23 protein-coding genes are annotated in these 26,695 nt (G+C 64.0%); 10 read left to right on the plus strand and 13 right to left on the minus strand.

Annotated elements, in window-relative coordinates; genetic code table 11:
- Positions 1-116: 116 nt before the first annotated feature.
- Positions 117-2,414, minus strand: coding sequence for a DEAD/DEAH box helicase (locus tag AC0J42_RS10235; RefSeq protein ID WP_473006038.1), 2,298 nt, complete (start codon positions 2,412-2,414; stop codon positions 117-119).
- 38 nt (positions 2,415-2,452) lie between these two features.
- Positions 2,453-5,902, minus strand: a complete 3,450-nt coding sequence (gene mfd / locus AC0J42_RS10240) for a transcription-repair coupling factor (RefSeq protein WP_416423434.1) — start codon at positions 5,900-5,902, stop codon at positions 2,453-2,455.
- 188 nt (positions 5,903-6,090) lie between these two features.
- On the opposite strand from mfd, the gene AC0J42_RS10245 reads away from it, so the two are divergent.
- Complete coding sequence (locus AC0J42_RS10245) at positions 6,091-7,554, plus strand: glyceraldehyde-3-phosphate dehydrogenase (protein WP_473006039.1); 1,464 nt, start codon at positions 6,091-6,093, stop codon at positions 7,552-7,554.
- A gap of 798 nt (positions 7,555-8,352) precedes the next feature.
- Here AC0J42_RS10245 and tcuC read toward each other — a convergent pair.
- Together tcuC and AC0J42_RS10255 are read right to left on the minus strand one after the other, a co-directional pair.
- Complete coding sequence (tcuC, locus tag AC0J42_RS10250) at positions 8,353-9,642, minus strand: tricarballylate/proton symporter TcuC (RefSeq protein ID WP_473006040.1); 1,290 nt, start codon at positions 9,640-9,642, stop codon at positions 8,353-8,355.
- 159 nt (positions 9,643-9,801) lie between these two features.
- Positions 9,802-10,425: a chalcone isomerase family protein gene (locus tag AC0J42_RS10255; RefSeq protein ID WP_416423437.1), complete on the minus strand. Its 624-nt coding sequence runs from the start codon at positions 10,423-10,425 to the stop codon at positions 9,802-9,804.
- On the opposite strand from AC0J42_RS10255, the gene AC0J42_RS10260 reads away from it, so the two are divergent.
- Both AC0J42_RS10260 and sthA read left to right on the plus strand, forming a co-directional pair.
- Positions 10,420-11,442, plus strand: coding sequence for an FAD:protein FMN transferase (locus AC0J42_RS10260; RefSeq protein WP_473006041.1), 1,023 nt, complete (start codon positions 10,420-10,422; stop codon positions 11,440-11,442). The genes AC0J42_RS10255 and AC0J42_RS10260 overlap by 6 nt on opposite strands.
- A gap of 153 nt (positions 11,443-11,595) precedes the next feature.
- Positions 11,596-12,990 carry a Si-specific NAD(P)(+) transhydrogenase gene (sthA, locus tag AC0J42_RS10265; protein WP_416423439.1) on the plus strand — a complete coding sequence of 465 codons (1,395 nt, stop codon included), beginning with the start codon at positions 11,596-11,598 and terminating at the stop codon, positions 12,988-12,990.
- Between the two features lie 42 nt (positions 12,991-13,032).
- Here the strand turns inward: sthA and AC0J42_RS10270 are convergent, their stop codons facing one another.
- Together AC0J42_RS10270 and AC0J42_RS10275 are read right to left on the minus strand one after the other, a co-directional pair.
- Complete coding sequence (locus AC0J42_RS10270) at positions 13,033-13,755, minus strand: glycerophosphodiester phosphodiesterase (RefSeq protein ID WP_416423440.1); 723 nt, start codon at positions 13,753-13,755, stop codon at positions 13,033-13,035.
- Positions 13,756-13,799: 44 nt separating this feature from the next.
- Entirely contained in the window at positions 13,800-14,387 is a 588-nt protein-coding gene (locus AC0J42_RS10275) for a PilZ domain-containing protein (RefSeq protein ID WP_473006043.1), read from the minus strand.
- A gap of 94 nt (positions 14,388-14,481) precedes the next feature.
- On the opposite strand from AC0J42_RS10275, the gene AC0J42_RS10280 reads away from it, so the two are divergent.
- The 4 genes from AC0J42_RS10280 (at position 14,482) to queF (ending at position 18,728) form a co-directional block, all read left to right on the plus strand.
- Positions 14,482-15,729: a lipoprotein-releasing ABC transporter permease subunit gene (locus AC0J42_RS10280; protein WP_416423442.1), complete on the plus strand. Its 1,248-nt coding sequence runs from the start codon at positions 14,482-14,484 to the stop codon at positions 15,727-15,729.
- A 7-nt stretch (positions 15,730-15,736) separates the two neighbouring features.
- Positions 15,737-16,420, plus strand: a complete 684-nt coding sequence (lolD, locus tag AC0J42_RS10285; protein WP_416423443.1) for a lipoprotein-releasing ABC transporter ATP-binding protein LolD — start codon at positions 15,737-15,739, stop codon at positions 16,418-16,420.
- A gap of 60 nt (positions 16,421-16,480) precedes the next feature.
- Positions 16,481-17,725 carry a lipoprotein-releasing ABC transporter permease subunit gene (locus tag AC0J42_RS10290; RefSeq protein WP_473006044.1) on the plus strand — a complete coding sequence of 415 codons (1,245 nt, stop codon included), beginning with the start codon at positions 16,481-16,483 and terminating at the stop codon, positions 17,723-17,725.
- Positions 17,726-17,897: 172 nt separating this feature from the next.
- Positions 17,898-18,728: an NADPH-dependent 7-cyano-7-deazaguanine reductase QueF gene (gene queF, locus AC0J42_RS10295; RefSeq protein WP_473006045.1), complete on the plus strand. Its 831-nt coding sequence runs from the start codon at positions 17,898-17,900 to the stop codon at positions 18,726-18,728.
- Positions 18,729-18,836: 108 nt separating this feature from the next.
- Here queF and AC0J42_RS10300 read toward each other — a convergent pair whose 3' ends face one another.
- Both AC0J42_RS10300 and AC0J42_RS10305 read right to left on the minus strand, forming a co-directional pair.
- Positions 18,837-19,100, minus strand: coding sequence for a DUF4404 family protein (locus tag AC0J42_RS10300; RefSeq protein WP_416423446.1), 264 nt, complete (start codon positions 19,098-19,100; stop codon positions 18,837-18,839).
- A gap of 122 nt (positions 19,101-19,222) precedes the next feature.
- Positions 19,223-19,810, minus strand: a complete 588-nt coding sequence (locus tag AC0J42_RS10305) for a phosphonoacetaldehyde phosphonohydrolase-related protein (RefSeq protein WP_473006046.1) — start codon at positions 19,808-19,810, stop codon at positions 19,223-19,225.
- Between the two features lie 197 nt (positions 19,811-20,007).
- Between AC0J42_RS10305 and AC0J42_RS10310 the strand changes: the two genes are divergently transcribed.
- Positions 20,008-20,709, plus strand: coding sequence for an MlaA family lipoprotein (locus tag AC0J42_RS10310; protein WP_416423448.1), 702 nt, complete (start codon positions 20,008-20,010; stop codon positions 20,707-20,709).
- A 50-nt stretch (positions 20,710-20,759) separates the two neighbouring features.
- Here AC0J42_RS10310 and AC0J42_RS10315 read toward each other — a convergent pair whose 3' ends face one another.
- Positions 20,760-21,059: a PilZ domain-containing protein gene (locus tag AC0J42_RS10315; RefSeq protein ID WP_416423449.1), complete on the minus strand. Its 300-nt coding sequence runs from the start codon at positions 21,057-21,059 to the stop codon at positions 20,760-20,762.
- 269 nt (positions 21,060-21,328) lie between these two features.
- Between AC0J42_RS10315 and rssB the strand changes: the two genes are divergently transcribed.
- Positions 21,329-22,513 (plus strand): two-component system response regulator RssB, encoded by a 1,185-nt coding sequence (rssB, locus tag AC0J42_RS10320; protein WP_473006048.1) that lies wholly within the window; start codon positions 21,329-21,331, stop codon positions 22,511-22,513.
- The gene (gene rssC / locus AC0J42_RS10325) at positions 22,510-22,992 is read left to right on the plus strand and encodes an anti-sigma factor antagonist RssC (protein ID WP_416423451.1); all 483 of its coding nucleotides are present in this window, start codon (positions 22,510-22,512) and stop codon (positions 22,990-22,992) included. The genes rssB and rssC overlap by 4 nt, the downstream gene beginning before the upstream one ends.
- A gap of 124 nt (positions 22,993-23,116) precedes the next feature.
- On the opposite strand, the gene tal is transcribed toward rssC, so the two are convergent.
- From tal to AC0J42_RS10345, 4 genes are all read right to left on the minus strand, one after another.
- Positions 23,117-24,043: a transaldolase gene (gene tal / locus AC0J42_RS10330; protein WP_416423452.1), complete on the minus strand. Its 927-nt coding sequence runs from the start codon at positions 24,041-24,043 to the stop codon at positions 23,117-23,119.
- Between the two features lie 195 nt (positions 24,044-24,238).
- On the minus strand, positions 24,239-25,240 hold the full coding sequence (dusA, locus tag AC0J42_RS10335; protein ID WP_473006049.1) for a tRNA dihydrouridine(20/20a) synthase DusA: 1,002 nt from the start codon (positions 25,238-25,240) through the stop codon (positions 24,239-24,241).
- A gap of 122 nt (positions 25,241-25,362) precedes the next feature.
- Complete coding sequence (locus AC0J42_RS10340; protein WP_473006050.1) at positions 25,363-25,791, minus strand: hypothetical protein; 429 nt, start codon at positions 25,789-25,791, stop codon at positions 25,363-25,365.
- Positions 25,788-26,651: an endonuclease/exonuclease/phosphatase family protein gene (locus tag AC0J42_RS10345; protein WP_473006837.1), complete on the minus strand. Its 864-nt coding sequence runs from the start codon at positions 26,649-26,651 to the stop codon at positions 25,788-25,790. Before AC0J42_RS10345 ends, AC0J42_RS10340 begins: the two co-directional genes overlap by 4 nt.
- Between the last annotated feature and the right edge of the window lie 44 nt (positions 26,652-26,695).

Here is a 26,695-nt window from a genome sequence, read left to right on the forward strand (position 1 = left end):
GGCCGCTGCTACGGAGGGCGGCGTAGCAGCTGCCGCAGGCTGCGTCCGGCCCCGGCGCAATCTTCCTGGGAATACGCGGTGCATCCGGACGCGGCCTGTGGCCGCTGCTACGGGGTTTATTTCGGTTTGCGTGGCTTGCGGCCGGGCAGGGGTTCGAACAGTGCGTCGATGTCTTCGGGCGCCAGTTTCCAATCGCCGGTCTCGCGGCCTTCGAGGATGCCGGCGGCCAGCGCCGATTTCTCCGACTGCAGATGCTGGATTTTCTCCTCCACCGTGCCGCGGGTGATCAGCTTGTAGACGAACACCGGCTTCTCCTGGCCGATGCGGTACGCACGGTCGGTGGCCTGGTGCTCTGCGGCCGGGTTCCACCACGGGTCGTAATGGATCACCGTGTCGGCCGCGGTCAGGTTCAGGCCCACGCCACCGGCCTTCAGGCTGATGAGGAAGATCTGCACCTTGCCTTTCTGGAAGTCCTGCACCGGTATGCGGCGGTTCTTGGTGGAGCCGGTCAGCAGCGCGTACTCGATGCCGCGGTGCTGCAGTTCCTGCTCGATCAGCCCCAGCATCGAGGTGAACTGCGAGAACAGCAGGATGCGCCGATTCTCCAGCAGCAGCTCCTCGAGCATTTCCATCAGGCTGGCCAGCTTGCCCGAGCTGTGGCCGGGGCGCGGCGGCGTGACGCTGTTGACCAGGCGCAGGTCGCAGCACACCTGGCGCAGCTTGAGCAGCGCCTCGAGGATGATGATCTGGCTGCGTGCCACACCCTTGCGGTTGATTTCCTCGCGCACCTTGCGGTCCATGGCCAGGCGCACGGTCTCGTACACGTCGCGCTGGGCCTCGTTGAGCTCCACCCAGTGGGTGATCTCGGTCTTGGCCGGCAGCTCGGTGGCCACCTGCTCCTTGGTGCGGCGCAGCAGGAACGGTTTGATGCGCGCATTAAGGTGCTGCAGGCGCTCCTGGTCGCCGTGTTTCTCGATGGGCACGCGGTAATCGCGGTTGAACGCCTTGGCGTCGCCCAGCCAGCCCGGCAGCAGGAAGTGGAACAGCGACCACAGCTCGCCCAGGTGGTTTTCCAGCGGCGTGCCGCTCAGGCACAGGCGCTGCCGCGCGCGCAGCTGGCGTGCGGCCTGGGCGGCCTTGCTGCCCGGGGTCTTGATGTACTGCGCCTCGTCGAGGATCAGCACGTGCAGCGGCACCTTGCTCAGCACCTCCAGGTCCTTGGGCAGCAGGGCGTAGGTGGTCAGCAGCACGTCGTAGTCGAACAGGTGGTCGAAATGCTTCTTGCGCCCGGCGCCGTGCAACGCGGCCACGCGCAGGGTAGGGGCGAAGCGCTGGGCCTCGTCCTGCCAGTTGGGGATCAGGCTGGTGGGCATCACCACCATGGCCGGCCGGTCCAGGCGCCCGGCGTTTTTCTCGCTCAGCAGGTGCGCCAGGGTCTGCAGGGTCTTGCCCAGGCCCATGTCGTCCGCCAGGATGCCGCCCACTTCCAGCTCGCGCAGGGCCTGCATCCAGCTCAGGCCTTCATGCTGGTAGGGGCGCAGCGTGGCCTTGAGGTCGGCGGGCGGCACGGCGGGCTGGGTGCGAATGTCGCGCAGGCGTTCGGCAAAGCCGCGCAGGCGCTCGCCGCCTTCCCAGCTCAGCGGCAGCTCCTTGAGTGCGTTGAGCCGCGTGGCATCGGGCGTGGACAGGCGCAGGCGGGTCTCGCCCGGCTCGCGCAGGTAAAAGTCGCCCAGGGTCGCCAGCACCGGTTTCAGGCGGCCATAGGGCAGGGCTACCTGGATCAGCTTGGCCTTGTTGCCCTGGGGGCTGTGCACCGGCACCAGGATCTGCTCGTCGTCGCGGCGCCGCGCCAGTTGCGCCGGGTTCAGGAGTTCGGGGTGGGTGCGCAGCAGGTTGATCAGGATCGGCAGCAGGCTCAGGCGTTCGCCGTTGACCACGATGCCCAGCTCCAGGTCGAACCAGTCGCGGTCGCCGGCCTCGTCAATCACCGCGTACCAGTCGTCCACCGGGGTCAGGTCGAAGGCGAAGTCGTCCGAATATTCAATTTCCCAGCCCTGGTCGCGCAGCACTGGCAGGTCGTTGAGCACGAAGCGCAGCCAGGCGCTGTCGCTGGGCAGCTCGAAGATGTCGCCGGCGCTTTCGGGCAGCGCCTTGCTTTGCCGGGTGGCGATGCGAAAGCCCAGGTTCTGCAGGGTCTCGCGCAGCAGTTTTTCGCTCAGGGGTTGGCGCGCCACGCTCGGTTCGTGAGGCAGGCGGTTGCTGGACACATAGTGCCCGGCGTAGCCGAACGCCAGCGCGGCGCGGTGCTGGATATGCCGCTGCATGCGGCCGTTGCGCGGTTCGAAGGCGCTGAACTCGACACTCCCCAGCCACAAGCGTGGCCGGGGTTCGAGGGTGGTCAGGTGTTCGGACATTTAGCTGGCAGACACCTTGTTCAAAACGACAATCATGTTCATGCGGACTTCGGCGTCAGGCGCTCGAACAGCGCCTCCAGGGTGTTGAAGCGTTCATCGGCGCGCTCCATGGGCACCATGAACTTGAACAGCGTGGCGCCTTCGAACTTGTAGCGGTTGGGCTGGCCCTGGATCAGCTTGATCAGCACCAGCGGGTCCACCGGCGTCTCGGCCGCGAACTCGATGCGGCCGCCTTGCGGGCCGGCGTCGACCTTCTTGATGCCCAGGGTTTCCGCCTGCAGCTTGAGCAGGGTCAGGCGCACCAGGTTCTTGGTCGGCTCGGGCAGCAGGCCGAAGCGGTCGATCATCTCCACCTGCAGGTCCTTGAGGCCGTCCTCGTCCACCGCCGAGGCGATGCGCTTGTACAGGATAAGCCGCGCGTGCACGTCGGGCAGGTAGTCCTCGGGGATCAGCGCCGGCAGGCGCAGGTTGATCTCCGGGCCGCCGCCCAGGGGCTGGTCGAGGTTGGGCTGCTCGCCCTTGCGGATGGCCTTCACCGCGCGTTCGAGCATTTCCATGTACAGGGTGAAGCCCACTGCCTGGATCTGGCCGCTCTGGCCTTCGCCCAGCAGCTCGCCGGCGCCACGGATTTCCAGGTCGTTGGTGGCCAGCACAAAGCCGGCGCCCAGGTCCTGGGTGTTGGCGATGGCCTCCAGGCGCTTTTCGGCGTCCGGGGTGATCTGTTGCCGGGGTGGCGTCAGCAGGTAGGCGTAGGCCTGGTGGTGGCTACGGCCCACGCGGCCACGCAGCTGGTGCAGTTGGGCCAGGCCGAACTTGTCGGCGCGCTCGATGATGATGGTGTTGGCGCTGGGCACGTCGATGCCGGTCTCGATGATGGTCGAGGCAATCAGCACGTTGAAGCGCTTGTGGTAGAAGTCACTCATCACCTGTTCGAGTTCGCGCTCGCGCATCTGCCCGTGGCCGATGCCGATGCGAGCCTCGGGCACCAGTTCGGCGAGGTCGGCGGCGCACTTCTCGATGGTCTTCACGTCGTTGTGCAGGTAGTACACCTGGCCGCCACGCAGCAGCTCACGCAGCAGCGCCTCTTTCACGGTGCTCTTGTTCTGCTCCATGACGAAGGTGCGCACCGACAGCCGCCGCGCGGGCGGGGTGGCGATGATCGACAGGTCGCGCATGCCCGACACCGCCATGTTCAGCGTGCGCGGGATGGGCGTGGCGGTCAGGGTGAGGATGTCCACTTCGCTGCGCAGGGCCTTGAGCTGCTCCTTCTGGCGCACGCCGAAACGGTGTTCCTCGTCGATGATCACCAGGCCCAGGTTCTTGATCTTGACGTCGTCCTGCAGCAGCTTGTGGGTGCCGATGACGATGTCGATCTTGCCTTCGGCCAGCTCTGCCACGGCGGCGCTGACTTCCTTGGCGGACTTGAAGCGGCTCATCACCTCGACGCGCACCGGCCAGTCGGCGAAGCGGTCGCGGAAGCTGTTGTAGTGCTGCTGGGCGAGCAGGGTGGTGGGCACCAGGATGGCCACCTGGCGGCCGCCGTGCACGGCGATGAACGCCGCGCGCATGGCCACTTCGGTCTTGCCGAAGCCGACGTCGCCGCACACCAGGCGGTCCATGGGCTTGGGCGCGAGCATGTCCTCGCGCACCGCCTCAATGGCCGACTGCTGGTCGGGAGTTTCCTCGAAGGGGAAGCCGGCGCTGAAGGTCGCGTAGTCCAGCGATGGGTCGGCGAAGGCGTAGCCCTTGCGTGCCGCCCGGCGGGCGTAGATGTCGAGCAGCTCGGCGGCCACGTCGCGCACCTGTTCGGCGGCCTTGCGCTTGGCCTTCTGCCAGGTTTCCGAGCCCAGCCGGTGCAGCGGCGCCAGGGCGTCATCGCTGCCGGTGTAGCGGGCAATCAGGTGCAGGTTGGCCACTGGCACGTAGAGCTTGGCGTTCTCGGCGTATTCCAGGGTGAGGAATTCGGCCATCTGGTTTTCGATTTCCAGGGTCGCCAGGCCCAGGTAACGGCCCACGCCGTGGTCGATGTGCACCACCGGCGCGCCTTCGCGCAGCTCGGCGAGGTTCTTGATGACCGCGTCGTTGTTGCCGTCGGTGCGTTTTTCCCGGCGGCGGCGCTGCATCACGCGCTGGCCGAACAGCGGGCTCTCGGCGACCAGCGCCAGGGCCGGGTCGTCCAGCACCAGGCCTTCGTCCAGCGGCGCGATGGTGATGGCCAGGCGGTCCTTGCCACCGGCGAAATCGGCCCAGCCGTCGACGGTCTTCGGCTTCAGCTTGAGGCGGTCCAGCAGCTCCAGCAGCACCTCGCGGCGGCCCGCCGATTCGGCGGTGAACAGCACGCGGCCGGGGAACTGGTCGAGGAAGTTCGACAGCGCCGCCAGCGGCTGGTTGGCCTTGGCCTCGATGGCAAGGTTGGGCAGTACCTGCGCCGGGAAGCGGTCGCGGCCCACGCCAGGCTCGATGTCGGCCTGGCTGACGACTACGCGCGGCCAGCCCTTGAGACGGGCGAAGCAGTCTTCCACCGGCAGGAACAGCTCGGCCGGCGGCAGCAGCGGCCGCTGCTTGTCGATCTTGCGTTCCTCGTAGCGGTTGCGCACGTCGTTCCAGAAGTTCTCCGCGGCCTGCTCGATGCCCGGCAGCGAGAACACCTGGGTGTCCTGGGGCAGGTAGTCGAACAGCGTCGAGGTGTCCTCGAAGAACAGCGGCAGGTAGTACTCGATGCCGGCCGGGGTGATGCCGCTGCTCAGGTCCTGGAAGATTGGCGTGCGGCGGAAGTCGACGTCGAAGCGCTCGCGGAAGCGCGCCTTGAAGCGCGTCACGGCTTCCTTCTGCAGCGGGAACTCGCGGGCCGGCAGCAGGCGCACCGAGTCCACCTTGTCGATGGAGCGCTGGGTTTCCGGGTCGAAGGTGCGCAGGGTCTCGATCTCGTCATCGAACAGGTCGATGCGGTAGGGCAGCTTGCTGCCCATGGGGAACAGGTCGATCAGCGCGCCGCGCACGGTGAACTCGCCGTGCTCGTACACCGTGTCCACGTAGCGGTAGCCGCTGGCCTCCAGGCGCGTGCGCATTTGCTCCACGTCCAGCTTCTGGCCGACGTCCAGCACCAGGCTGCTGCCGAGCAGGAATTGCGTGGGCGCCAGCCGATGTAGGGCAGTGGTCACCGGCACTACCAAAACCCCGTGGTCGAGCTCCGGCAGGCGGTACAGGCTGGCAATGCGCTGGGAAATGATGTCCTGGTGCGGCGAGAACAGGTCGTACGGCAGGGTTTCCCAGTCGGGAAAATGCAGCACGGGCAGGCCGGGGGCGAAGAAGCGCAGCTCCTGCTCCAGCCGGTCGGCGCTCTGGCTGTCGGCGGTCAGCAGCAGGGTAAAGCGCTTGGCGGCGCTGGCGGCTTCGGCAATGGCCAGGCTCAGGGCAGCCCCTGGCAGGTTGCCCCAGGTGTGTTTCCCCGCGGTGGAGGACAGTAGCGGTAGACGCAGGACAGGCACGGGCGGTCAGGCTCCAGGCATTGCGACAAAGACAACGATTGTACCGACCCTTGGCCGGGCTGTCAGTTTCGACCGCTCGAAAACGAAACCTTCGCCGCAAAGCCCGGTCTATGAGCCTGTGTCGACAGGCGCTCATTGCTCCGGCGTGCGCGCGAAGTCATAATGTAGCCCCTTTTTTCTGTCCCTACATGTGGAAGGTTCCCGTGACTCAGAAGCCCGACCAGTGTCTTGGTGAATGGATCGATCGTGAAGCGCTCGCCGAGGCGATGATTCCGCTGATCGGTCAGCTCTACCGCAATAACAACGTGGTGAGCTCGATCTATGGCCGCAGCCTGATCAACCGTTCCGTCATTCAGATCCTCAAGGCCCACCGCTTTGCGCGTCACCGCCAGGCCGGCGAAGTTGAATTGTCTGTCCACGAGACATTCCCCCTGCTCAAGGCCATGAGCGAGCTGAAACTGGGCGCCGCCTCGGTGGACCTGGGCCGCCTGGCCAACAAGTTCAAGGAACAGGGCAACGGCCGTACTGCCGAGCAGTTCGTTCGTGAAGAAATGGCTGACATCGTCGGCCAGCAGAACGCTTCCCCACGCAAGGGCAAGGACGTCGTGCTGTACGGCTTCGGTCGCATCGGCCGCCTGCTGGCACGCATCCTGATCGAGAAGACCGGTGGCGGCGACGGCCTGCGCCTGCGGGCCATCGTGGTGCGCAAGGGCGCCGAGAACGACCTGGTCAAGCGCGCCAGCCTGCTGCGTCGCGACTCGGTACACGGCCCGTTCGACGGCACCATCACCATCGACGAAGCCAACAGCACCATCACCGCCAACGGCAACCTGATCCAGGTTATCTACGCGAAGAACCCGTCCGAAGTCGACTACACCCAGTACGGCATCAGCGACGCGCTGCTGGTGGACAACACCGGCGTATGGCGTGACGCCGACGGCCTGGGCCAGCACCTGGCCTGCCCGGGTATCGACCGCGTGGTGCTGACCGCACCGGGCAAGGGCAAGCTGAAGAACATCGTCCACGGCATCAACCATGGCGAAATCACCGCTGACGACAAGATCGTTTCCGCGGCGTCCTGCACCACCAACGCCATCGTGCCGGTGCTCAAGGCCGTCAACGACAAGTTCGGCATCGTCAACGGCCACGTCGAGACCGTTCACTCGTACACCAACGACCAGAACCTGATCGACAACTTCCACAAGGGTTCGCGCCGTGGCCGCAGCGCCGCGCTGAACATGGTAATCACCGAGACCGGCGCCGCCACCGCTGCTGCCAAGGCCCTGCCTGAGCTGGCCGGCAAGCTGACCGGCAACGCCATTCGCGTGCCGACGCCGAACGTCTCGATGGCCATCCTGAACCTGAACCTGGAAAAGGCCACCACTCGCGAAGAGATCAACGAGTACCTGCGCCAGATGGCCATGCACTCGGACCTGCACAAGCAGATCGACTTCGTGAACTCCCAGGAAGTGGTGTCCACCGACTTCGTCGGCTCGCGCCACGCCGGGGTGGTGGATGCCGAGGCGACCATCGCCAATGACAACCGCGTTGTGCTGTACGTCTGGTACGACAACGAGTTTGGCTACAGCTGCCAGGTAGTGCGGGTGATGGAAGACATGGCGGGTGTGAATCCGCCGGCGTTTCCACGCTAAGCGCTAGCTTGGAAATGAAAAAGCCCCGGCAGTGATGCCGGGGTTTTTTTATTTTCGAAACACCGCGAACCGCTCTTGATCTTGATCCCGTGCGGCCGTTGATCTTGATTGTGTGCCCCGTAAAGCGCCAGGGCCGACTGGAGGCGTTGACCGAGCGGTCCACGGCGTAGCCGGGGAAGACGGAACCGGAGGCGCTTCTATTCCGGGCCGTCGGCCGCTTGGGCGACGCCGGAGGGAGGGGACCCGCAGCGAAGCGGAGGGACCAAGCAGGGGCAAGCCTTTTTTGGTTACTTTTTGAGGCGTTTGTCAAAAAGTGACTCGGCGTAAGGCCGAAAAGGTGATTGTGCATCACCCTGAATGCTGGATACGCATAGGGCTTTCGAATCCCGCTTCGGGGATTTCAAACATATCCATTTTCGCGGGGATGCCACCGACCGTTTCGCCCTTACGGCGACTCACTTTTTGGCAGTCGCCCCAAAAAGTAAGCAAAAAGGGCTTGCCCCTGCTTGGGCCCTTCGCTGCGCTACGGGTCCCCTCCTTCCGGCGCCGCTCAACGGGCAGACGGCACCCGCTATAGAAGCCTGCGGGTTACCGTCTCTTCGGCCTGCGGCCTCGGCCCTTCGGGCAGCCCGTTGAGCGACGCCTCCAGTCGGCCCTGGCGCTTTACGGGGCCGAGATCAAGATCAAAAGCAAGATCAAAAGCCAAATCACAAGCAGATCAACAGCAGATCAACAGCAGATCAACAGCAGATCAACAGCAGATCAACAGCAGATCAGCGGCGGATCCTATGGCTGTATTTACGCCCCCGCAGCCTCGGCTGTCCGCAACGCATGCTTGTTCCCATGGAACAACACCAACGTCGCCACCAACCCCAACACCGCAGCACCACTCAACCAGATCCCCGGCGCCGCCTTGTTGTCCAGCACATGGATCAAGTAGGTGCAGGCCGCCGGGGTGAAGCCGCCGAAGGTGGCGGTGGCCAGGCTGTAGGCCAGCGAGAAACCGGTGGTCCGTACCTCTACTGGCATGATCTCGGTCAGGGCCACCACCATGGCGCCGTTGTAGCTGCCGTACAGGAACGACAACCACAGTTCCACCATCAGCAGCCGTTCAAAGCTGGGCGCCTGCACCATCCAGTTCAGCGCCGGGTAGGCCGTGAGGATCGCCAGGATGGTCGCCGCCAACAGCAGCGGCTTGCGGCCGATGCGGTCGGACACCGCGCCCATCACCGGCAGCCAGAAAAAGTTCGACAGGCCAATCAGTACGGTGACCAGCAGGGCGTCGAAGTCGGACAGGTGCAGCTCGGCCTTGCCGAAGGTGGGGGTGTAGGCGGTGATCAGGTAGAACGACACGGTGGTCATCACCACCAGCGCCATGCCGGCCAGTACCAGGCCGAAGTTCTGGCCGATGGAGCGCACGATTTCCTTGAGGCTGGGGCGGTGCTTGCGGGCCTGGAACTCCGGGGTTTCTTCCAGCGAGCGGCGAATCATGAAGATGGCCGGCACGATCATGCAGCCCACCAGGAACGGCACGCGCCAGCCCCAGTCGCCCATCTGCTCGGGGCTTAGCCAGTGGTTCAGGGCTACGCCCAGCAGGCCGGCGAACACCACGGCAGCCTGCTGGCTGGCGGACTGCCAGCTGACGAAGAAGCCCTTGCGGCCGGGCGTGGCGATTTCCGCCAGGTACACCGACACGCCGCCCAGTTCCACGCCGGCCGAGAAGCCCTGCAGCAAGCGGCCCAGCAGCACCAGCAGCGGCGCCGCCACGCCCAGGGTGGCGTAGCCGGGCACGCAGGCGATCAGCACGGTGCCCATGGCCATCATCGCCAGGGTGACGATCAGCCCTTGGCGGCGGCCATGGCGGTCGATGTAGGCACCGAGGAATATCGCCCCCAGCGGGCGCATCAGGAAGCCGGCGCCGAACGTCGCCAACGACAGCATCAGCGAGGCGAAGGCACTGTCGGAGGGGAAGAAGGTCTTGGCGATGGCGGTGGCGTAGAAGCCATACACCATGAAGTCGAACATCTCGAGGAAGTTGCCGCTGACAACGCGAAAAATCGCCTTGCCCTTGCCTGTGGTCGAGGCCATGGAAGTGCACTCACTGCAAATTGTTGTAGTTGGTGGCCGCAGCGCACGGCCTTTCGCAGGCTTTGGGGCCGTTTTGCGAAAAATAATTTGTAACAATATGTATAAGTGTAGGACTTGGCAACGATTCTGCCTGGAAGGTGTAACGTTTCAGCCGATCGATCAAGATGCCCGAGGCTGCAAAAGTGCCTCGCGCAAGTTGTCAGAAAGGCCCCTGGGGGCCAGCCAGATGTTCAGGTATAAGCGTGCCAAGTCCTTGTCTTTGCTGATAAAAATGACCTGGCCGTTGCGCTCCAGGGTGAGCCCCGATGCGCTGTTGTAGGTGAGGGCATAACGGTCACCGGCATGGATGTCGATAAAACTCTGGTGCAGGCGGTCGATTTCCGGCCGGGCCGCCCGCAGCTGGTTGGGGCTGGCCTGGCGTTGCAGGGTCTGGTTGGCGGCCTTGATCACGTCGTCGCGGCCGATGTCGTGGAAGTAGAACAGCTCCAGGCGCTGGTCGCGCAGGCTGTCCACGGCCTGCTGCGGGCTGACGTCGGCTTCGGTATAGAAAGCGGCGGCGTAGACGTCGACGAATAGGTAATTGAGCAGCGCCTGGTTTTTGCGCTGCAATGTCGGCGACTGTCCCCATTGCGTGGCGAAATTCGCCTCGTTGAGACGGTCGGCGCTGTTGCCCCAGGCCAGGGCGCAGAAGAAGAGCAGAAGCAACAGCGGCTTGTGGCGCATAATGGCGTCTTCCTCGAATGTCTGCCTCAAGGTTAAGTCAAAATTCGCCTGCCCATGCACCTTGCCCGTCCTTTTCTCCTGCTCAACCTGCTGACGGCCCTGGCGGGTTGCAGCGCTGGCGACCCGGTGGAGTCCTTCAGCGGGCCCACCATGGGCAGTCGCTACACCATTCAATACGTGCCCACCGCCCAGACGCCACGGCCCGGCCAGGTGCAGGCGGAGGTGGAGCGCATCCTCGGCGAGCTTGACCAGCAGGTGTCGCTGTACCGCGACGACTCCGAACTGGTGCGCTTCAACGCCTTGCCGGCCGACAGCTGCCGGGTGATGCCGCCGGCTGTGCTGGAACTGGTGCAGTACGGCCAGTCGCTGTCCAGTGCCAGCGATGGCGCCTATGACCAGACCGTGGGGCCGCTGATGAACCTGTGGGGCTTTGGTCCGCACAGCCGCCTGCAACAGGTGCCGCGCCCGGCCGTGCTGGCCCTGACCCGCCAGCGCGTGGGCTACCGCCACCTGAGTATCAGCGGCAACCAGTTGTGCAAGGACGCCGCCGTGCAGGTCGACCTCAACAGCGTCGCCGCCGGCTATGCGGTGGAGCGTATCGGCGCGCGGCTGCAGGCCCTGGGCATCGGCAGCTACCTGGCCGAGGCCACGGGCGAGCTGAAAGCGGCGGGGCGCAAGCCCGATGGCAGCGCCTGGCAGGCCAGCGTGCCCACCCCGCGCGCCGACGACCAGCAGGCCAGCCAGGTGCTGGGCGTCGACGGTTACGGCGTGTCCACTTCGGCCGAGCACCGCCACTACTTCGTGCAGGAGCACCGCCGTTATTCGCACCTGCTCGACGCGCGCACCGGCGCGCCCATCACCCACGCCCTGGCCTCGGTCACGGTGATTCATCCTTCGGCGTTGTCGGCCGATGGCCTGTCGACCTTGTTGATGATCCTGGGGCCGGAGCAGGGCTGGGACTACGCCAGTGGCCACGACATCGCCGCGCTGTTCGTGCGCCGCGATGGCGAGGTGCTGTCCAGCCGGCCGACGCCTGCATTCGAACGGATGGCGGCAGCAGGAAAAGTTGATCATTGACGTGCAGGTGATAGCCTTTGACGCGACCAAGGGTTAATGTTCGCGGCAATTCCGCTTCTATAGACTGCATCCCCGAGTTTTCGATGCCGCGCTGGCGGCATGTTGAGCCGGAGGTACCAGAGTGGTGCCTCGGCCTGTTCTGAAGGAGTACGCATGGCTGTCTACAACTATGATGTAGTGGTGCTGGGTTCCGGGCCCGCGGGTGAAGGCGCGGCAATGAACGCCGCCAAGGCGGGGCGCAAGGTGGCGATGGTCGACAGCCGCCGCCAGGTCGGCGGCAACTGCACCCACTTGGGCACCATCCCGTCCAAGGCCCTGCGTCACTCGGTCAAGCAGATCATCCAGTTCAACACCAACCCCATGTTCCGGGCCATTGGCGAGCCGCGCTGGTTCTCGTTCCCGGATGTGCTGAAAAGCGCCGAGCAGGTAATCGCCAAGCAGGTTGCCTCGCGCACCACCTACTATTCGCGCAACCGCGTCGACGTGTTCTTCGGCACCGGCAGCTTCTCCGACGAGCAGACCGTGGAAGTGATCTGTGCCAACGGCGCCCAGGAAAAACTGGTGGCCAAGCAGATCATCATCGCCACCGGCTCGCGCCCGTATCGCCCGGCCGACATCGACTTCCACCACTCGCGCATCTATGACAGCGACACCATCCTGAGCCTCACCCACACCCCGCGCAAACTGATCATCTACGGCGCCGGGGTCATCGGCTGCGAATACGCGTCGATCTTCAGCGGCTTGGGCGTGCTGGTGGAGCTGGTGGACAACCGCGAGCAACTGCTGAGCTTCCTGGACTCGGAAATTTCCCAGGGCCTGAGCTACCACTTCAGCAACAACAACGTCATGGTCCGCCATAACGAAGAGTACGAGCGCGTCGAAGGCCTGGACAACGGCGTGGTGCTGCACCTCAAGTCCGGCAAGAAGATCAAGGCCGACGCCTTGCTGTGGTGCAACGGCCGTACCGGCAACACCGACAAGCTGGGCCTGGAGAACATCGGCATCAAGGTCAACGGCCGTGGCCAGATCACCGTCGACGAAGCCTACCGCACCAGCGTGCCGACCATTTATGGCGCCGGCGACGTGATCGGCTGGCCGAGCCTGGCCAGTGCCGCCTATGACCAGGGCCGTTCGGCGGCTGGCAGCGTGGTGGACAATGGCAGCTGGCGCTACGTGAACGACGTGCCGACCGGCATCTACACCATCCCCGAGATCAGCTCCATCGGCAAGACCGAAGCCGAGCTGACCCAGGCCAAGGTGCCGTACGAGGTGGGCAAGGCGTTCTTCAAGGGCATGGCCCGCGCGCAGATCTCCGGCGAGCCGGTAGGCATGCTGAAGATCCTGTTCCACCGCGAGTCGCTGGAGATCCTCGGCGTGCATTGCTTCGGCGACCAGGCGTCGGAGATCGTGCACATCGGCCAGGCCATCATGAACCAGCCGGGCGAACTCAATACCCTGAAGTATTTCGTCAACACCACCTTCAACTACCCGACCATGGCCGAAGCCTATCGGGTAGCGGCCTATGACGGCCTGAACCGGCTTTTTTGAGCGGCTCCGGCCGGTGGCCTGAGCCGGCCGGGGATACCGATTTCAGCGATTCCCGAGCGTGGCGGTGGCCAAACCGGGAAAGTCTGTAATCAGGCTGTCAACGCCGAAGTCGGCGAGCCGGCGCATCAGTGCCGGCTCGTTGACCGTCCACACCGACACATGCAACCCCTGGCGCTGGGCCTTGATCAGGCGCTCGGGGGTGCAGTGCGTCCAGTTCAGCGCCAATAGATTGCAACCGTAGTTCTGGGCCACCTTCAGCGGGTCCAGCCAGGCGTATTCGGCCACCAGCCCACGGGCCAGGTCCGGGGTCAGCTCGGCAGCGGCGCGCAGCACTTCCCGGGAGCTTGAGGTGATGGTCACCTTGTCCAGCATCCCGTATTCCTGGGCCAGTTCGCGAATTGCCAGCACCGTGGTGGCGGCGCGGGTGCGTGAGGCACTCTTGACCTCCAGCTGCCAGTGCTCGAAATCGCACGCCTTGAACAGGTCTTCCAGGCGCGGGATGGGGCAGGGCTGCACCCAGCCCGGGCCGCCCTTGCGCGCGTCGTAGGTCACCAGCTCCGCGGCGTCGTGCTCCACCACCTTGCCGCGGCGGTCGGTGGTGCGCTTCAGGGTCGGGTCGTGAATGACCATCAACTCGCCGTCGCGGGACAGGTGCAGGTCCAGTTCGCAACGGCGCACGCCGTGCTTGAGGCATTCCTGGAAACTGGTGAGGGTGTTTTCCGGTGCTTCGCCTTTGGCGCCGCGGTGGCCATAAATAAGGGTCACGTCTGTTCCTTCAAAAAATGCAGAAGTCGGAGGAGGGCTGAAACTCAGGCACCCGGGGAATCGTTTTGTTCACGTTCGCGGCGCCGTTCGGCCGCTTGTTTTTGCAGGATGTAACGGGCCAGCAGCTGGCGCTGGGCGTCACTGATGTCATCGAACTCGGTGCCAATCTCGAACTGGCCGTCGGGCTTGGCGTCGCAATGGGTGACCTTGGCACGCAGCAGCAGGCCCAGGGCCTGGGGCATCAGCGCCATTTTCACCGACACGCGGCTGCCCGGCGTAATGGCCTCGGCCTGGCGGAATTCCACGCCACCCTCGGACAGCACCACCGGCCGTGGCTCGCCGATGTGCCCCAGGATGGTCTGCGCCACCACCTGGCTGAGCAGGTCGATGCGCTTGTTCTGGGCCTTGAGGAAATTGCCCAGGGTGCGGTCGCTGTCGCTGAGCTGGCGCAGCAGGTGCTGGGACTCGAATTCGCTGAGGTGCAGTTCGCTGAGCAGGTTGAACAGCGGTGAAGCATCTTGCAACAAGTCCGTGCCAGTGGCGTCGGCAGCCGAAAGCGGTTGAATTTCCAGTGCGATCCTATCGTCGATACGGTAGTATTCGCGGCGATCTTCTTCATCTAATGTCGACATGGCGAACCCATGGTAGCGGCGGTGGTCTGAGTGTAAAGCTGCTCGTCAAGCCCCGCCACAAGGACGTTCCTCTTTCATTCGAACAAGCCCCGACATGTTCAGACCTCTCTTCGTTTTCATCGGCGCGCGTTACACCCGCGCCAAGCGTCGCAATCATTTTGTGTCATTCATTTCCCTGACCTCGATGATCGGACTCGCCCTTGGCGTGATCGTGATGATCGTGGTGCTCTCGGTGATGAACGGCTTCGATCATGAAATGCGCACCCGCGTGCTCGGCATGGTGCCCCACGCGACCATCGAGTCCAGCAAGCCCATTGATGACTGGCAGGCCCTTGCCAGTAAAGTAAAGCAGAATCCCGCGGTGCTGGAGGTAGCCCCCTACACCCAGATGCAGGGCCTGATGACCAATGACGGCAAGGTCCAGAAGATGCTGCTCAACGGCGTCGACCCGGCCGAGGAGCGCAAGGTCACCATCCTTGACCAGTTCATCAAGCAGGGCAGCCTCGACGACCTGAAGGCCGGCGAGTTCGGCATCATGCTGGGCGACAACGCGGCCAACAAGCTGGGCGTGAAGGTGGGCGACAAGGTGACCTTCGTCACCCCGGAAGTCAGCATCACCCCGGCCGGCATGTTCCCGCGCATGAAGCGCTTCACCGTCACCGGTACCTTCCACGTGGGCGCCGGCGAGATCGACGGTTACCTGGGCCTGACCAACCTCGACGACCTGGCGCGCCTGCACCGCTGGCAGCCGGGCCAGGTGCAGGGCGTGCGGCTGAAGTTCGCCGACCTGTTCCAGGCGCCGCGCATTTCCTGGCAGATCGCCCAGGGCCTGGGCGACGAGTACTACGCCCGCGACTGGACGCGCACCCACGGCAACCTGTACCAGGCCATCGGCATGGAGAAATCCATGATCGGCCTGCTGCTGTTGCTGATCGTCGCGGTGGCGGCGTTCAACATCATCTCCACCCTGGTGATGGTGGTGAACGACAAGCGCGGCGACATCGCCATCCTGCGCACCCTGGGCTCCACGCCCGGGCAGATCATGCGTATCTTCATGGTGCAGGGCACCGTCATCGGCGTCGTCGGCACCCTGATCGGTGCCGGGCTGGGCATGCTCGCGGCCGTCAACGTCAGCGGCGCCATCGCGCTGCTGGAAAAGGTCATCGGGCACAAGTTCCTCAACCCCGACGTCTATTTCATCGATTACCTGCCGTCGCAACTGATGGCCAATGACGTGTTCATGGTCTGCGGTGCGGCACTGGTCCTGAGTTTCCTCGCGACCCTGTACCCGGCGTGGCGCGCAGCGCGCACCCAGCCGGCAGAGGCGCTACGTTATGAGTGAGTTGGGCATGAGTGATAAAGCAGTGCTGAGTTGCCGCAACCTGGGCAAATCCTACGAGGAAGGCCCGGAGTCGGTGGTGGTGTTGTCGAACCTGCAGCTGGAGCTGTTCGCCGGCGAGCGCGTGGCCATCGTCGGCCAGTCGGGCTCGGGCAAGAGCACCCTGCTGAACATGCTCGGCGGCCTCGACACGCCCAGCACCGGCAGCGTCTGGCTGGCCGGCGAGCAGCTGTCGGCGCTGAACGAGAAGGCCCGCGGCCTGCTGCGCAACCGCGCGCTGGGCTTCGTCTACCAGTTCCACCACCTGCTGCCCGAGTTCACCGCACTGGAGAACGTGTGCATGCCCCTGCTGATCGGCAAGACGCCGATCCCCGAGGCCAAGCAACGTGCCACGGCGCTGCTGGAGCGCGTGGGCCTGGGCCATCGGCTGTCGCACAAGCCGGCCGAGCTGTCGGGCGGCGAGCGCCAGCGCGTGGCCATCGCCCGTGCGCTGGTGAACAAGCCGGGGCTGGTGATGCTCGACGAGCCCACCGGCAACCTCGACCAGCACACTGCCCAGGGCATCCAGGACCTGATGCTGGAGTTGAGCGTGTCGCTGCGCACCGCCTTCCTGGTGGTGACCCACGACCTCAACCTGGCCCGGCAGATGGACCGTGTGCTGCGCCTGGAAGAGGGCCGTCTGGTCCCGATCTAAGCCCTTGCGCCCGGGTTCGCCCGGGCGTTGCTCCAACCCTTTTTCCAGGTGCCTTGACGTATGTTCAGACCCTTATCCATCTTCGTCGGCGCGCGCTACACCCGGGCCAAGCGCCGCAACCATTTCATCTCGTTCATCTCCATGACCTCGATGATCGGCCTGGCCCTCGGCGTGCTGGCGATGATCGTGGTGCTGTCGGTGATGAACGGTTTCCAGAAGGAAATGAGTTCGCGCATCCTCGGCATGGTGCCCCACGCCACGGTCCTGGGCGCCAAGCCCCTGGACGACTGGCAGCCGGTGGCCGCCGCCGCGTTGAAGAACCCTGAGGTGCTGGCCGCGGTGCCGTTCACCGACATGGACGGCATGCTCTCGTACAAGGGCTACATGCAGCCGATCCAGGTCAGCGGTGTGGACCCTGCCCAGGAAGGCAAGGTCTCGATCGTTGCCGACCACATCACCAAGGGTGCGCTGCAGGACCTCAAGCCGGGCGAGTTCGGCGTGGTCATCGGCGACATCACCGCGCGCCGCTTCGGCCTCAACGTGGGTGACAAGATCACCCTGATCGTGCCGGAGCTCAGCGGCGAACCGGGTGGCATCACCCCACGCCTGCAGCGCCTGAACGTGGTGGGCGTGTTCAAGGTGGGCGCCGAGCTGGATGGCTCCATGGCCCTGATCCACATGGCCGACGCCGCGCAGATCCAGCACTGGCAGCCCAACCAGGTGCAGAGCGTGCGGCTCAAGCTCAAGGACCTGTACATGGCGCCCCAGGTGTCCAAGGCCATCGCCGCCAGCCTGGGTGAGGGCTACAAGGCCGACGACTGGACCCACACCCAGGGCAGCCTGTTCAGCGCCATGAAGATGGAAAAGACCATGATCGGTCTGTTGTTGCTGATGATCGTCGCGGTGGCTGCGTTCAATATCATCGCCACGCTGATCATGGTGGTGAACGACAAGGGCGCCGACATCGCCATCCTGCGTACCATCGGCGCCACGCCGCGGCAGATCATGGGCATCTTCATGGTCCAGGGCACGGTGATCGGCGTGGTCGGCACCCTGATCGGCGGCGTGCTGGGCGTCATCGCCGCCATCAACGTCAGCGCCGTGGTGGGCTGGCTGGAGCGCACCACCGGCCAGCACATCTTCACCTCGGACGTGTATTTCATCAGCAACCTGCCGTCGGACCTGCAGGCGGGTGACGTGATCATGATCTGCAGTGCCGGCCTGATCCTCAGCTTCCTGGCCACCGTGTACCCGGCCTGGCGCGCCGCGCAGATCGAACCGGCCTACGCGTTGCGTTACGAGTGACCCCCTGACGCGGCCTGCGGCCGCTGCTACGACTGGCCCCCCCCTGACGCGGCCTGTGGCCGCTGCTACGGAGGGCCCTGTAGCAGCGGCCAGGGGCCGCGTCGAATGCAACCACTGGGCACGCAAAGTGCGTGGTAAACTGGGCGGGTTTACTCACGTCCAGGTTTCCAACATGCATCCCGCAGCCGAACATTCGCCGTTGGGCAAGTCCAGCGAATACATCTCCACCTACACGCCATCCCTGCTGTTCCCCATCCCGCGCGCGGCCAAATGGGCCGAGCTGGGCCTGAGCGCCGAGACCCTGCCGTACCAGGGCGTCGACTTCTGGAACTGCTTCGAACTGTCGTGGCTGCTGCCATCGGGCAAGCCGGTGGTGGCCATCGGTGAATTCAGCATCCCGGCCGACTCGCCGAACATCATCGAGTCGAAGTCGTTCAAGCTCTACCTCAACTCCCTGAACCAGACCCCGTTCGACAGCGTGCAGGCGCTGGAAGTCTGCCTGGTCAAGGACCTGTCTGCCGCTGCTGGCAAGCCGGTAGGCGTGCGCGTGCGTTCGTTGGCCGAGGTGCAGGCCGAAGGCGTGGTGGCCTTGCCGGGCGTGTGCGTCGACGACCTGGACGTGAGCATTTCCAGCTACGAGCACCCGCAGCCGGAGCTGCTGCGCTGCGACCCGTCGCGCGTGGTGGAGGAGAGCCTGCACAGCCATCTGTTGAAGTCCAACTGCCCGGTCACCAGCCAGCCCGACTGGGGTAGCGTGGCCGTGCACTACCGCGGCCCGGCCCTGGACCACGCCAGCTTCCTGGCGTACCTGGTGAGCTTCCGCCAGCACTCGGACTTCCACGAGCAGTGCGTGGAGCGCATCTTCATGGACTTGAAGCGCCTGCTGGACCCGCAGGAGCTGACGGTGTACGCGCGCTACGTGCGCCGCGGCGGGCTGGACATCAACCCGTACCGCAGCACCTCGGCGGTCACCCTGGAAAACGCACGGTTGGTGCGCCAGTAACGGATTCTGTAGCCGCTGCCGCAGGCTGCGCTGGCCGGTGTGGACCCTGAAGTTCTTCAGCGAGGCATCGGGCCAGCGCAGCCTGGCGGCAGCGGCTACGGGGCTGGGTCAGATCCCCATGCCACCCAGGGTCTGGACGATGTTGCGCAGCGTCCCGGCAAGCCCCGGGTGCTCCACTTCGAAGCGCTCCACGGCCAGGTTCACGCCGTCGGCGAGGTTGGGGTTGTTGGTGGCGGTTTCCAGTTGCAGCTCGGCCTCGATCTGGGCCATCAGGTCGTGCAGGTTGGCACGCTCCTCTTCGTTAAGCGGCGGGTTCTGCTCCAATTGCTCGCGCAATGTGTTCAATTGCTCTTGCAGTTCGCGGGCAGGCATGGCGATCTCCCTTCAATGATAGGCACAGCCATTGACCGCGGCGCGGTGCCAAAGGTCCATGACTGACCTTTAGATTAATCCAGCACCGCGTTCCCTGCATGATCCTGATCAATGCAGTCGTATCAGGGTTTTTCACCCTTGTAGCGACGCAGGGCGATGTCGGCCAGGCAGGCCTCCAGCTCTTCCAGGTGGTCGATCACCGAGTGCACCCCCAGGGCGAACAGCTTCAGCGTGGCCTTGCCGCGCAGCAGGTCGCGCTCGCGCGCTTCCAGTTCGCCCCATTGCTCGACGGACAGCCCGCACAGCGGCCCGCACGACGCCAGGCCCACGGTCCACAGCCCGGCGTTGAGCCCCGACTGCAACAGCCGCGGGTTGCCGCTGACCAGCACGCAGCCGTCCAGGCGCGAGACGTTCAAGTGCATCAGCGCCTGCCAGCAGGCATCGGGGGCGGGCCAGGGGTTGCCATCGGGCACGCCGACGGCTTTTACCCAGCGCGGCAGCGGCGCGGCCAGGGGCAGGGCAAGGGTGTCGTCCAGTTCATCCAGCCACGCGCAGGGCACGCTCTGGTGACGCAGCAGTTTCAACGCTTGCAGGGCGCCCGGGGTAGGGCCGGCGTCGGGTTCGGTGCGTGCGCCGAAATCCACCAGGCAGCCGCTCAGGCCGAACAGCAGCGCGGTGAAAGTGGGGACGCAGGGTGCGGTGTCAGGCATGTCGGCTTCCCTGTTTGGACCGATGAAGGCTACGGGGAATGCGTGACAGTTGTATGAATGCTGCGTGACGCTACTTTGGTCGGAGAATGCCCACCTTGCGACTAAACTGACGCAGTTGGTCCAGAAGCCTTATACTGTGTCACTTTGTAATGCGGCCCCGCAGCGGGGGCGTGAATCGAATCCAAGGAGTAACATCTATGCGCTTGATCGGTACGGGTGTGATCGATCGTCTGGCCAAGGCCTGCCTGATCGCCGGCGTAGTCCTGGCCCCGGTTGTGGCCCAGGCCGCCGATGAAGACCCATGGGAAGGGGCCAACCGCGTCATTTTCCGCTTCAACGACACGTTGGATACCTACGCGCTGAAGCCGATCGCCAAGGGCTACCAGTGGATCACGCCGCAGTTCATGCAGGATGGCGTGCACAACTTCTTCAACAACATCGGTGACGTCGGCAACTTCGCCAACGACGTGCTGCAGGCCAACCCCCAGGCCGCCGGCGTCGACACCGCGCGCCTGCTGCTCAACACCACCCTGGGCGTCGCCGGCCTGTTCGACGTGGGTACCCGCATGGGCCTGCAGCGCAACGACCAGGACTTCGGCATCACCCTGGGCAAGTGGGGCGTGCCGAGCGGCCCGTACGTGATGATCCCGCTGCTGGGCCCGAGCACCGTGCGTGACGGCATCGCCAAGTACCCGGACAGCTTCACCCAGCCGTACCGCTATATGGACGACATGTCGCTGCGCAACAGCCTGTTCGCCCTGAGCATCGTCGACACCCGCGCCCAGCTGCTGCAGGCCGAGAAGATGATCAACGGCGACAAGTACATCTTCATCCGCAACGCCTACCTGCAGACGCGCGAATACAAGATCAAGGACGGCCACGTCGTCGACGATTTCTGATTCACCGCGGCATGAAAAAAAGGCGACCCGTGTGGTCGCCTTTTTGCTGCTCAGCGCATTTCCACGATGCTCAGGCCGATGGTCTGCAAGCCGGCGCCCAGTTCCTCGATGCGCACCACCTCCGCCTGGGCGTCGAGGTCGCGCAGCGCCGCGTGCTCGGAGGGCAGGTGCACGCCCACCACGTCACCCACCCGCAACGCGCTGCGCGCCTCGATCTGCATGCCGGTGCTGGACAGGTCGCGGCACACGCCCAGCACGCGCTGGCCGTCGACGATGAGAAACACCTTGGCGTTGATCGTCATGCGGATGAAATCACGTTTTTCGGCGAAGTCGCGCTCGGCTTGGGACATGGGCTGCATCCTTCCATTAGGTTGCTTGCGGATAGGTTTTTATAACCCCCGGTGATTTGCGCTGTAAAGACAGCAAGCGACCATCGGCACACGCTTGAAACACCCGGCGGATGGGAGTACCGTCTGCGCCTTAGAGGGCACCTCTGGTTCAGTGTGGCAGGCTTTGGCCTTGCAACCACTGCCAAGAGAGGCTAGAAGTGAATCCAGTAAGCGAGCTCAGGCCCGGCCGAGTACCTTACGCCAACCAATTTCTGGCGCCGTTTGCCCACATGCAGAAAACCAGTGCCACGCTGCTGATAATCGATGATGACGACGTAGTGCGTGCGAGTCTCGCCGCCTACCTGGAAGACAGTGGTTTCAGCGTCCTGCAGGCCTGCAACGGCCTGGAGGGACTTCAGGTATTCGAGCAGGAACAGCCCGATCTCGTGATCTGCGACTTGCGCATGCCGCAGGTCGGCGGCCTTGAGCTGATCCGCCAGGTCACCGAACGCGCGCCGGACATGCCGGTGATCGTGCTGTCCGGTGCCGGGGTCATGAACGATGCCGTCGAGGCCTTGCGCCTGGGTGCGTCCGACTACCTGATCAAGCCCCTCGAAGACCTGGCGGTGCTCGAGCACTCGGTGCGCCGGGCGCTCGACCGTGCCTGGCTGTTGAAGGAAAACCAGCGTTATCGCGAAAAGCTGGAAACCGCCAACCGCGAACTGGAAGCCAGCCTGCACCTGTTGCAGGAGGACCAGAACGCCGGGCGCCAGGTGCAGATGAACATGCTGCCCGAGAGCCCCTGGGTGGTCGACGGCTTCACCTTCGAGCACCAGATAATCCCCTCTTTGTACCTTTCAGGTGATTTCGTCGACTGTTTTCGCGTTGATGAGCGTAGAGTGGCATTCTATCTGGCTGACGTTTCCGGGCATGGTGCCTCCTCGGCCTTCGTGACCGTGCTGTTGAAATTCATGACCACGCGCCTGATGTTCGAATTCAAGCGCAATGGCACCCTGCCGGAGTTCAAACCGTCGGAAGTGCTGGGCCACATCAACCGCGGGCTGATCAACTGCAAGCTGGGCAAGCATGTGACCATGGTGGGCGGGGTGATCGACGAAGACACGGGGCTGCTGACCTACAGCATCGGCGGGCACTTGCCGCTGCCGGTGTTCTTCAGCCAGGGCCAGGTGCGTTACCTGGAAGGGCGTGGTTTGCCGGTGGGCCTGTTCAACGAGGCCACCTACACTGACCACGTGCTGGAATTGCCGGAGAGCTTCAGCGTGACCTTGTTCTCTGATGGCATTCTGGACCTTTTGCCCGGCGAAACACTCAAAGATAAAGAGGCTGCCTTGCCGGAAATCGTCAAGGAAGTCGGCGGCGGCCTGGATGGCCTGCGGCGCAAGTTTGGATTGGCCACGCTTGGGGAGATGCCGGATGATATCGCCCTGATGGTGCTAAGCAGGAACCTAGAATGAGTACTGGTAGAATCCAGTTCGCTGAACAAAATGGCACTTTCGTGCTGAAATTTGTTGGTGAAGTGCGCCTGACCCTGTGTTCGGCGCTGGATGCGACTATTGAGAAGATCTTCACTGCCCTGAACTTCTCGGCGATCGTCATCGATCTCACCGAGACGCGCAGCATTGACAGCACCACGCTGGGCCTGTTGGCCAAGCTGTCGATCCTGTCGCGGCAGAAGGTTGGCTTGCTGCCCACCGTGGTCACGACCCACGAGGACATCACGCGCCTGCTGCAATCCATGGGCTTCGACCAGGTGTTCAACATCGTCGGCCGGCCGATCCCGTGCCCCGAGTGCCTGACCGACCTGCCGTCCCAGGACCAGTCCGAAGACATCGTGCGCACCAAGGTGCTGGAGGCGCACAAGATCCTCATGGGCCTGAACGACTCCAACCGCGAGGCGTTCCACGACCTGGTCAGCGCCCTCGAACGCAGCTGACCCGGCTCGCTTTTGTAGGAGCCGAGCTTGCTCGCGATGCGGCCACCGCAACTCTTCCGCCAGGCCAGGCACAAAAAAGGGCGACTCCCGTGGGAGTCGCCCTTTTTTCATTGCTGCGGCGCGATCAGATCTTGGCTTTGAGCAGCGCTTCCAGTTTTTCCTGGTCGCGGGCGAACTGGCGAATGCCTTCGGCCAGCTTCTCGGTGGCCATGGCGTCCTCGTTGGACTCCCAGCGGAACTGCGCCTCGGTCAACGGGTGCTTGGCTTCGCCGCCATTGCCTGGCTTGAGCTTGTGCGCCAGGGTGCCGGTGTCATCCGACAGCTTCTGCAGCAGCTCGGGGCTGATGGTCAGGCGGTCGCAACCGGCCAGTTCTTCGATCTGGCTGATGTTGCGGAAGCTGGCGCCCATCACCACGGTGTCGTAGCCGTTGGCCTTGTAGTAGTTGTAGATGCGGGTGACCGACTGCACGCCCGGGTCTTCGGCACCGGTGTATTCCTGGCCGGTGGACTTCTTGTACCAGTCGTAGATGCGGCCCACGAACGGCGAGATCAGGAACACCCCGGCGTCGGCGCAGGCGGCGGCCTGGGCGAACGAGAACAGCAGGGTCAGGTTGGTCTGGATACCTTCCTTCTCCAGCTTCTCGGCGGCGCGGATACCTTCCCAGGTGGACGCCAGCTTGATCAGCACGCGGTCGCGGCCAACGCCGGCCTTGTCGTACAGGTCGATCAGCTGGTGGGCCTTGCCCAGCAGGGCCGGTTCGTCGAACGACAGGCGGGCGTCCACTTCAGTGGAGATGCGGCCCGGGATCACCTTGAGGATACCGCTGCCCACCGACACCGCGAAGCGGTCGCAGGCCAGGCCGATATCGCCCTTCACGTCGCGCACGGCGTCGTTCAGCAGCTCGGCGTAGCCGGGCATCGACGCGGCCTTGAGCAGCAGCGAAGGGTTGGTGGTGGCGTCCACGGGCTTGAGGCGGCTGATCGCATCGATGTCGCCGGTGTCGGCAACCACAGTGGTAAATTGCTTGAGTTGTTCCAGCTTGGAAGTCATGAGCGTGCTCTGTCCTGTGCGATTGAGTGACATTACCCGACCGCCGCCAAGCGCTCAAGCGCCGCGGCCACCGGGTGGAAGAAGACTGCCGTTTAGAGCCCCAAAAGGCCGTAACGGTTCCCCGTAGCAGCTGCCGAAGGCAGCGTCACGTGCGCAACGTCCATGACGCGGCCTGGCGGCCGCTGCTACAGGGCGTCAGCGACCTTCGAGCAACATACCCGCCTGGTCCAGCAACCCCAGCGAATCCTTGGTCTTGTGAATATCCACCGACAGCAACTGGCGGAACTTGCGTGCCCCCGGGAAGCCCTGGCCCAGGCCGAGGATATGCCGGGTCACGTGGTGCATCGCGCCACCTTCCTCGATATGCCGGGCGATATAGGGGCGCATCTTCGCCAGGGTTTCGGCACGGGAAATCACCGGCGCCGTGCTGCCGAACAGCTCCTGGTCCACCGTCGCCAGCAGGTACGGGTTGTGATACGCCTCGCGGCCCAGCATCACCCCGTCAAACGTATTCAGGTGCGCCTGGCACTCGGCCATGGTCTTGATGCCGCCGTTCAGCACGATTTCAAGGTCCGCGAAATCAGCCTTCAACTGCGCCGCCACGTCATAGCGCAGCGGCGGAATATCACGGTTCTCCTTGGGCGACAGGCCCTCCAGAATCGCAATGCGCGCATGCACAGTAAAGCTGCGGCACCCGGCCTCACGCACCTGGCCGACGAAATCGCACAGCTCGGCATAACTGTCGCGGCCATTGATACCGATGCGGTGCTTCACCGTCACCGGAATCGACACCGCATCGCGCATCGCCTTCACGCAATCGGCCACCAACGCCGGGTGCCCCATCAGGCACGCGCCGATCATGTTGTTCTGCACCCGGTCACTGGGGCAACCCACGTTCAGGTTCACCTCGTCATACCCGGCCTCCTGCGCCAGGCGCGCGCACGCCGCCAGGTCGGCAGGCGTGCTGCCACCCAGTTGCAGCGCCAGCGGATGCTCGGTGTCGTCGTGGCGCAGGAAACGCGCGGCGTCGCCGTTGAGCAGGGCGCCGGTGGTAACCATCTCGGTGTAGAGCAGGGCGTTGGCGGAGAGCAGGCGCAGGAAGAAGCGGCAGTGGCGGTCTGTCCAGTCCATCATGGGGGCCACGCTGAAGCGGCGCGAGGGTTCAACGGCAGTTACGGCAGCGGTATTGGTAGACATATTGCTCGGACATTCTGGGCGTAGGGGCGGCATGGTCAGGGTGCATGCTGCCGAGGGCCCATGGGTGATGGGCGGATCTAGGCCGCTATTCTACCAGACCCGCCCGCAGCCCGGGTTTCCGCTTATTCCAATGCCGCCACCAGCGCCCGGCCAAAGCTGGCCGTGCTGAATAGCTCCGAGAAGGCCGCGCGCAGGTCATCACCCGTTGTGCAGGTGAACTCTTCCCCTTCAAATGACAGCACGCAAGGGAAGCCATCGGTGTGCTGGCGCCACTTCGCGATGACCGACGTGGTCGAAGCGCCCTGTGTTGTCACGGTGATTTGGATGACATCTTCGGGGACGTATTCGCTGGTGACTTCGGTGAAGAAGCTGGTCACTGATTTTATTGATGCGACGGTGGATACCGTTCGTGCAAGCTTGAGGTTTACCGATTCGTCGAATCGCGCCAGGTCCAGGTTGATGGCCTCGAATATCGTGTTGACTTCACAGGTGGCAGCATCGGCCTCGCGCGCCTTGCACATTCCCTGTTTTACGGCGTCTAGAAAGTTCATGGGATGGCGCTCTTGAGAGTCAGGAAGATAGGGTAGTGGTCTGATACTTTTTTCCATTCCTTGGCGGGTATCTCATTGAGCACCGCTCTATCCGCCACTTTCCAGCAGCGCAAGGCCGCCGAGCACAGCATCATGTGGTCGAACATCAGCAGCGAGGACACGCCCTTGCCACTGGTGAGGAACGTGCCGGGAGGCAGTTCGCTGCAACTGGGCGACCCCATCAGGGGCCAGAATGGGTTGAACAGGGCGTTTTTCCGGGTCTTGAGCAGCGATACATCGCGGGTGGCGCCCAGCCCATGTACAACGGAGGGGTCAAAGGGCTCGTCGTTGTAGTCGCCGCATAGAATGATGGGCGCGCCTGGGTTTTCACGACGAATCTTCGTCACCGTCGCATTTAGCGCCACGCCCAGCTTGAAACGCGAGGGTGAGCCCTCTGGCAGGGTATTACGGCTTTGCCAGTGAGACAGCCCGATGAATACAGGCCCAAGGCCGTGCAACTCAAGGCATATGAAAACACCTGCTTTCAGCCACGTGTCGTAGGTGGTATCGCGAGCGTTGGCGTATTGCGGCGTACCCCTCGGTACAAGCCGGGTTGTGTTGTAGATCAGGCACAAGTCGTCAATGGAGCGGCCTTTTTTGTAAAGGCTGATGACCTTGAAGTGTGAGAGGGCGGGGCGTTGCAGCAATTGCTCTATATGTTCGATATCCGTGTCATCAACTTCGCATAATCCAACGATGTCCGAATTCCGGTCCTCCAGCAGCGACCTGATGATTTCATCGAAGGCTGGGGTGATGGGGTATCGGGAGGCGCCTGCCGCCGGTGGTGCAAGTCGACAGTTCCACCATGTCATGTTCAGCATCACGATAGCCAACCTTCAGGTCATTGCCGCGTTGCAATTGATCG

Source organism: Pseudomonas sp. Tav-5-1A, from assembly GCF_055755055.1.

Bases quoted from the DNA above. Each gene is read 5' to 3' on its own strand.
- AC0J42_RS10235 (WP_473006038.1), bottom strand. From the start codon at position 2,414: ATGTCCGAACACCTGACCACCCTCGAACCCCGGCCACGCTTGTGGCTG.
- AC0J42_RS10245 (WP_473006039.1), top strand. From the start codon at position 6,091: ATGTGGAAGGTTCCCGTGACTCAGAAGCCCGACCAGTGTCTTGGTGAA.
- tcuC (WP_473006040.1), bottom strand. From the start codon at position 9,642: ATGGCCTCGACCACAGGCAAGGGCAAGGCGATTTTTCGCGTTGTCAGC.
- AC0J42_RS10260 (WP_473006041.1), top strand. From the start codon at position 10,420: ATGCACCTTGCCCGTCCTTTTCTCCTGCTCAACCTGCTGACGGCCCTG.
- sthA (WP_416423439.1), top strand. From the start codon at position 11,596: ATGGCTGTCTACAACTATGATGTAGTGGTGCTGGGTTCCGGGCCCGCG.
- AC0J42_RS10275 (WP_473006043.1), bottom strand. From the start codon at position 14,387: ATGTCGACATTAGATGAAGAAGATCGCCGCGAATACTACCGTATCGAC.
- AC0J42_RS10280 (WP_416423442.1), top strand. From the start codon at position 14,482: ATGTTCAGACCTCTCTTCGTTTTCATCGGCGCGCGTTACACCCGCGCC.
- lolD (WP_416423443.1), top strand. From the start codon at position 15,737: ATGAGTGATAAAGCAGTGCTGAGTTGCCGCAACCTGGGCAAATCCTAC.
- AC0J42_RS10290 (WP_473006044.1), top strand. From the start codon at position 16,481: ATGTTCAGACCCTTATCCATCTTCGTCGGCGCGCGCTACACCCGGGCC.
- queF (WP_473006045.1), top strand. From the start codon at position 17,898: ATGCATCCCGCAGCCGAACATTCGCCGTTGGGCAAGTCCAGCGAATAC.
- AC0J42_RS10300 (WP_416423446.1), bottom strand. From the start codon at position 19,100: ATGCCTGCCCGCGAACTGCAAGAGCAATTGAACACATTGCGCGAGCAA.
- AC0J42_RS10305 (WP_473006046.1), bottom strand. From the start codon at position 19,810: ATGCCTGACACCGCACCCTGCGTCCCCACTTTCACCGCGCTGCTGTTC.
- AC0J42_RS10310 (WP_416423448.1), top strand. From the start codon at position 20,008: ATGCGCTTGATCGGTACGGGTGTGATCGATCGTCTGGCCAAGGCCTGC.
- AC0J42_RS10315 (WP_416423449.1), bottom strand. From the start codon at position 21,059: ATGTCCCAAGCCGAGCGCGACTTCGCCGAAAAACGTGATTTCATCCGC.
- rssB (WP_473006048.1), top strand. From the start codon at position 21,329: ATGCAGAAAACCAGTGCCACGCTGCTGATAATCGATGATGACGACGTA.
- rssC (WP_416423451.1), top strand. From the start codon at position 22,510: ATGAGTACTGGTAGAATCCAGTTCGCTGAACAAAATGGCACTTTCGTG.
- tal (WP_416423452.1), bottom strand. From the start codon at position 24,043: ATGACTTCCAAGCTGGAACAACTCAAGCAATTTACCACTGTGGTTGCC.
- dusA (WP_473006049.1), bottom strand. From the start codon at position 25,240: ATGTCTACCAATACCGCTGCCGTAACTGCCGTTGAACCCTCGCGCCGC.
- AC0J42_RS10340 (WP_473006050.1), bottom strand. From the start codon at position 25,791: ATGAACTTTCTAGACGCCGTAAAACAGGGAATGTGCAAGGCGCGCGAG.
- AC0J42_RS10345 (WP_473006837.1), bottom strand. From the start codon at position 26,651: ATGCTGAACATGACATGGTGGAACTGTCGACTTGCACCACCGGCGGCA.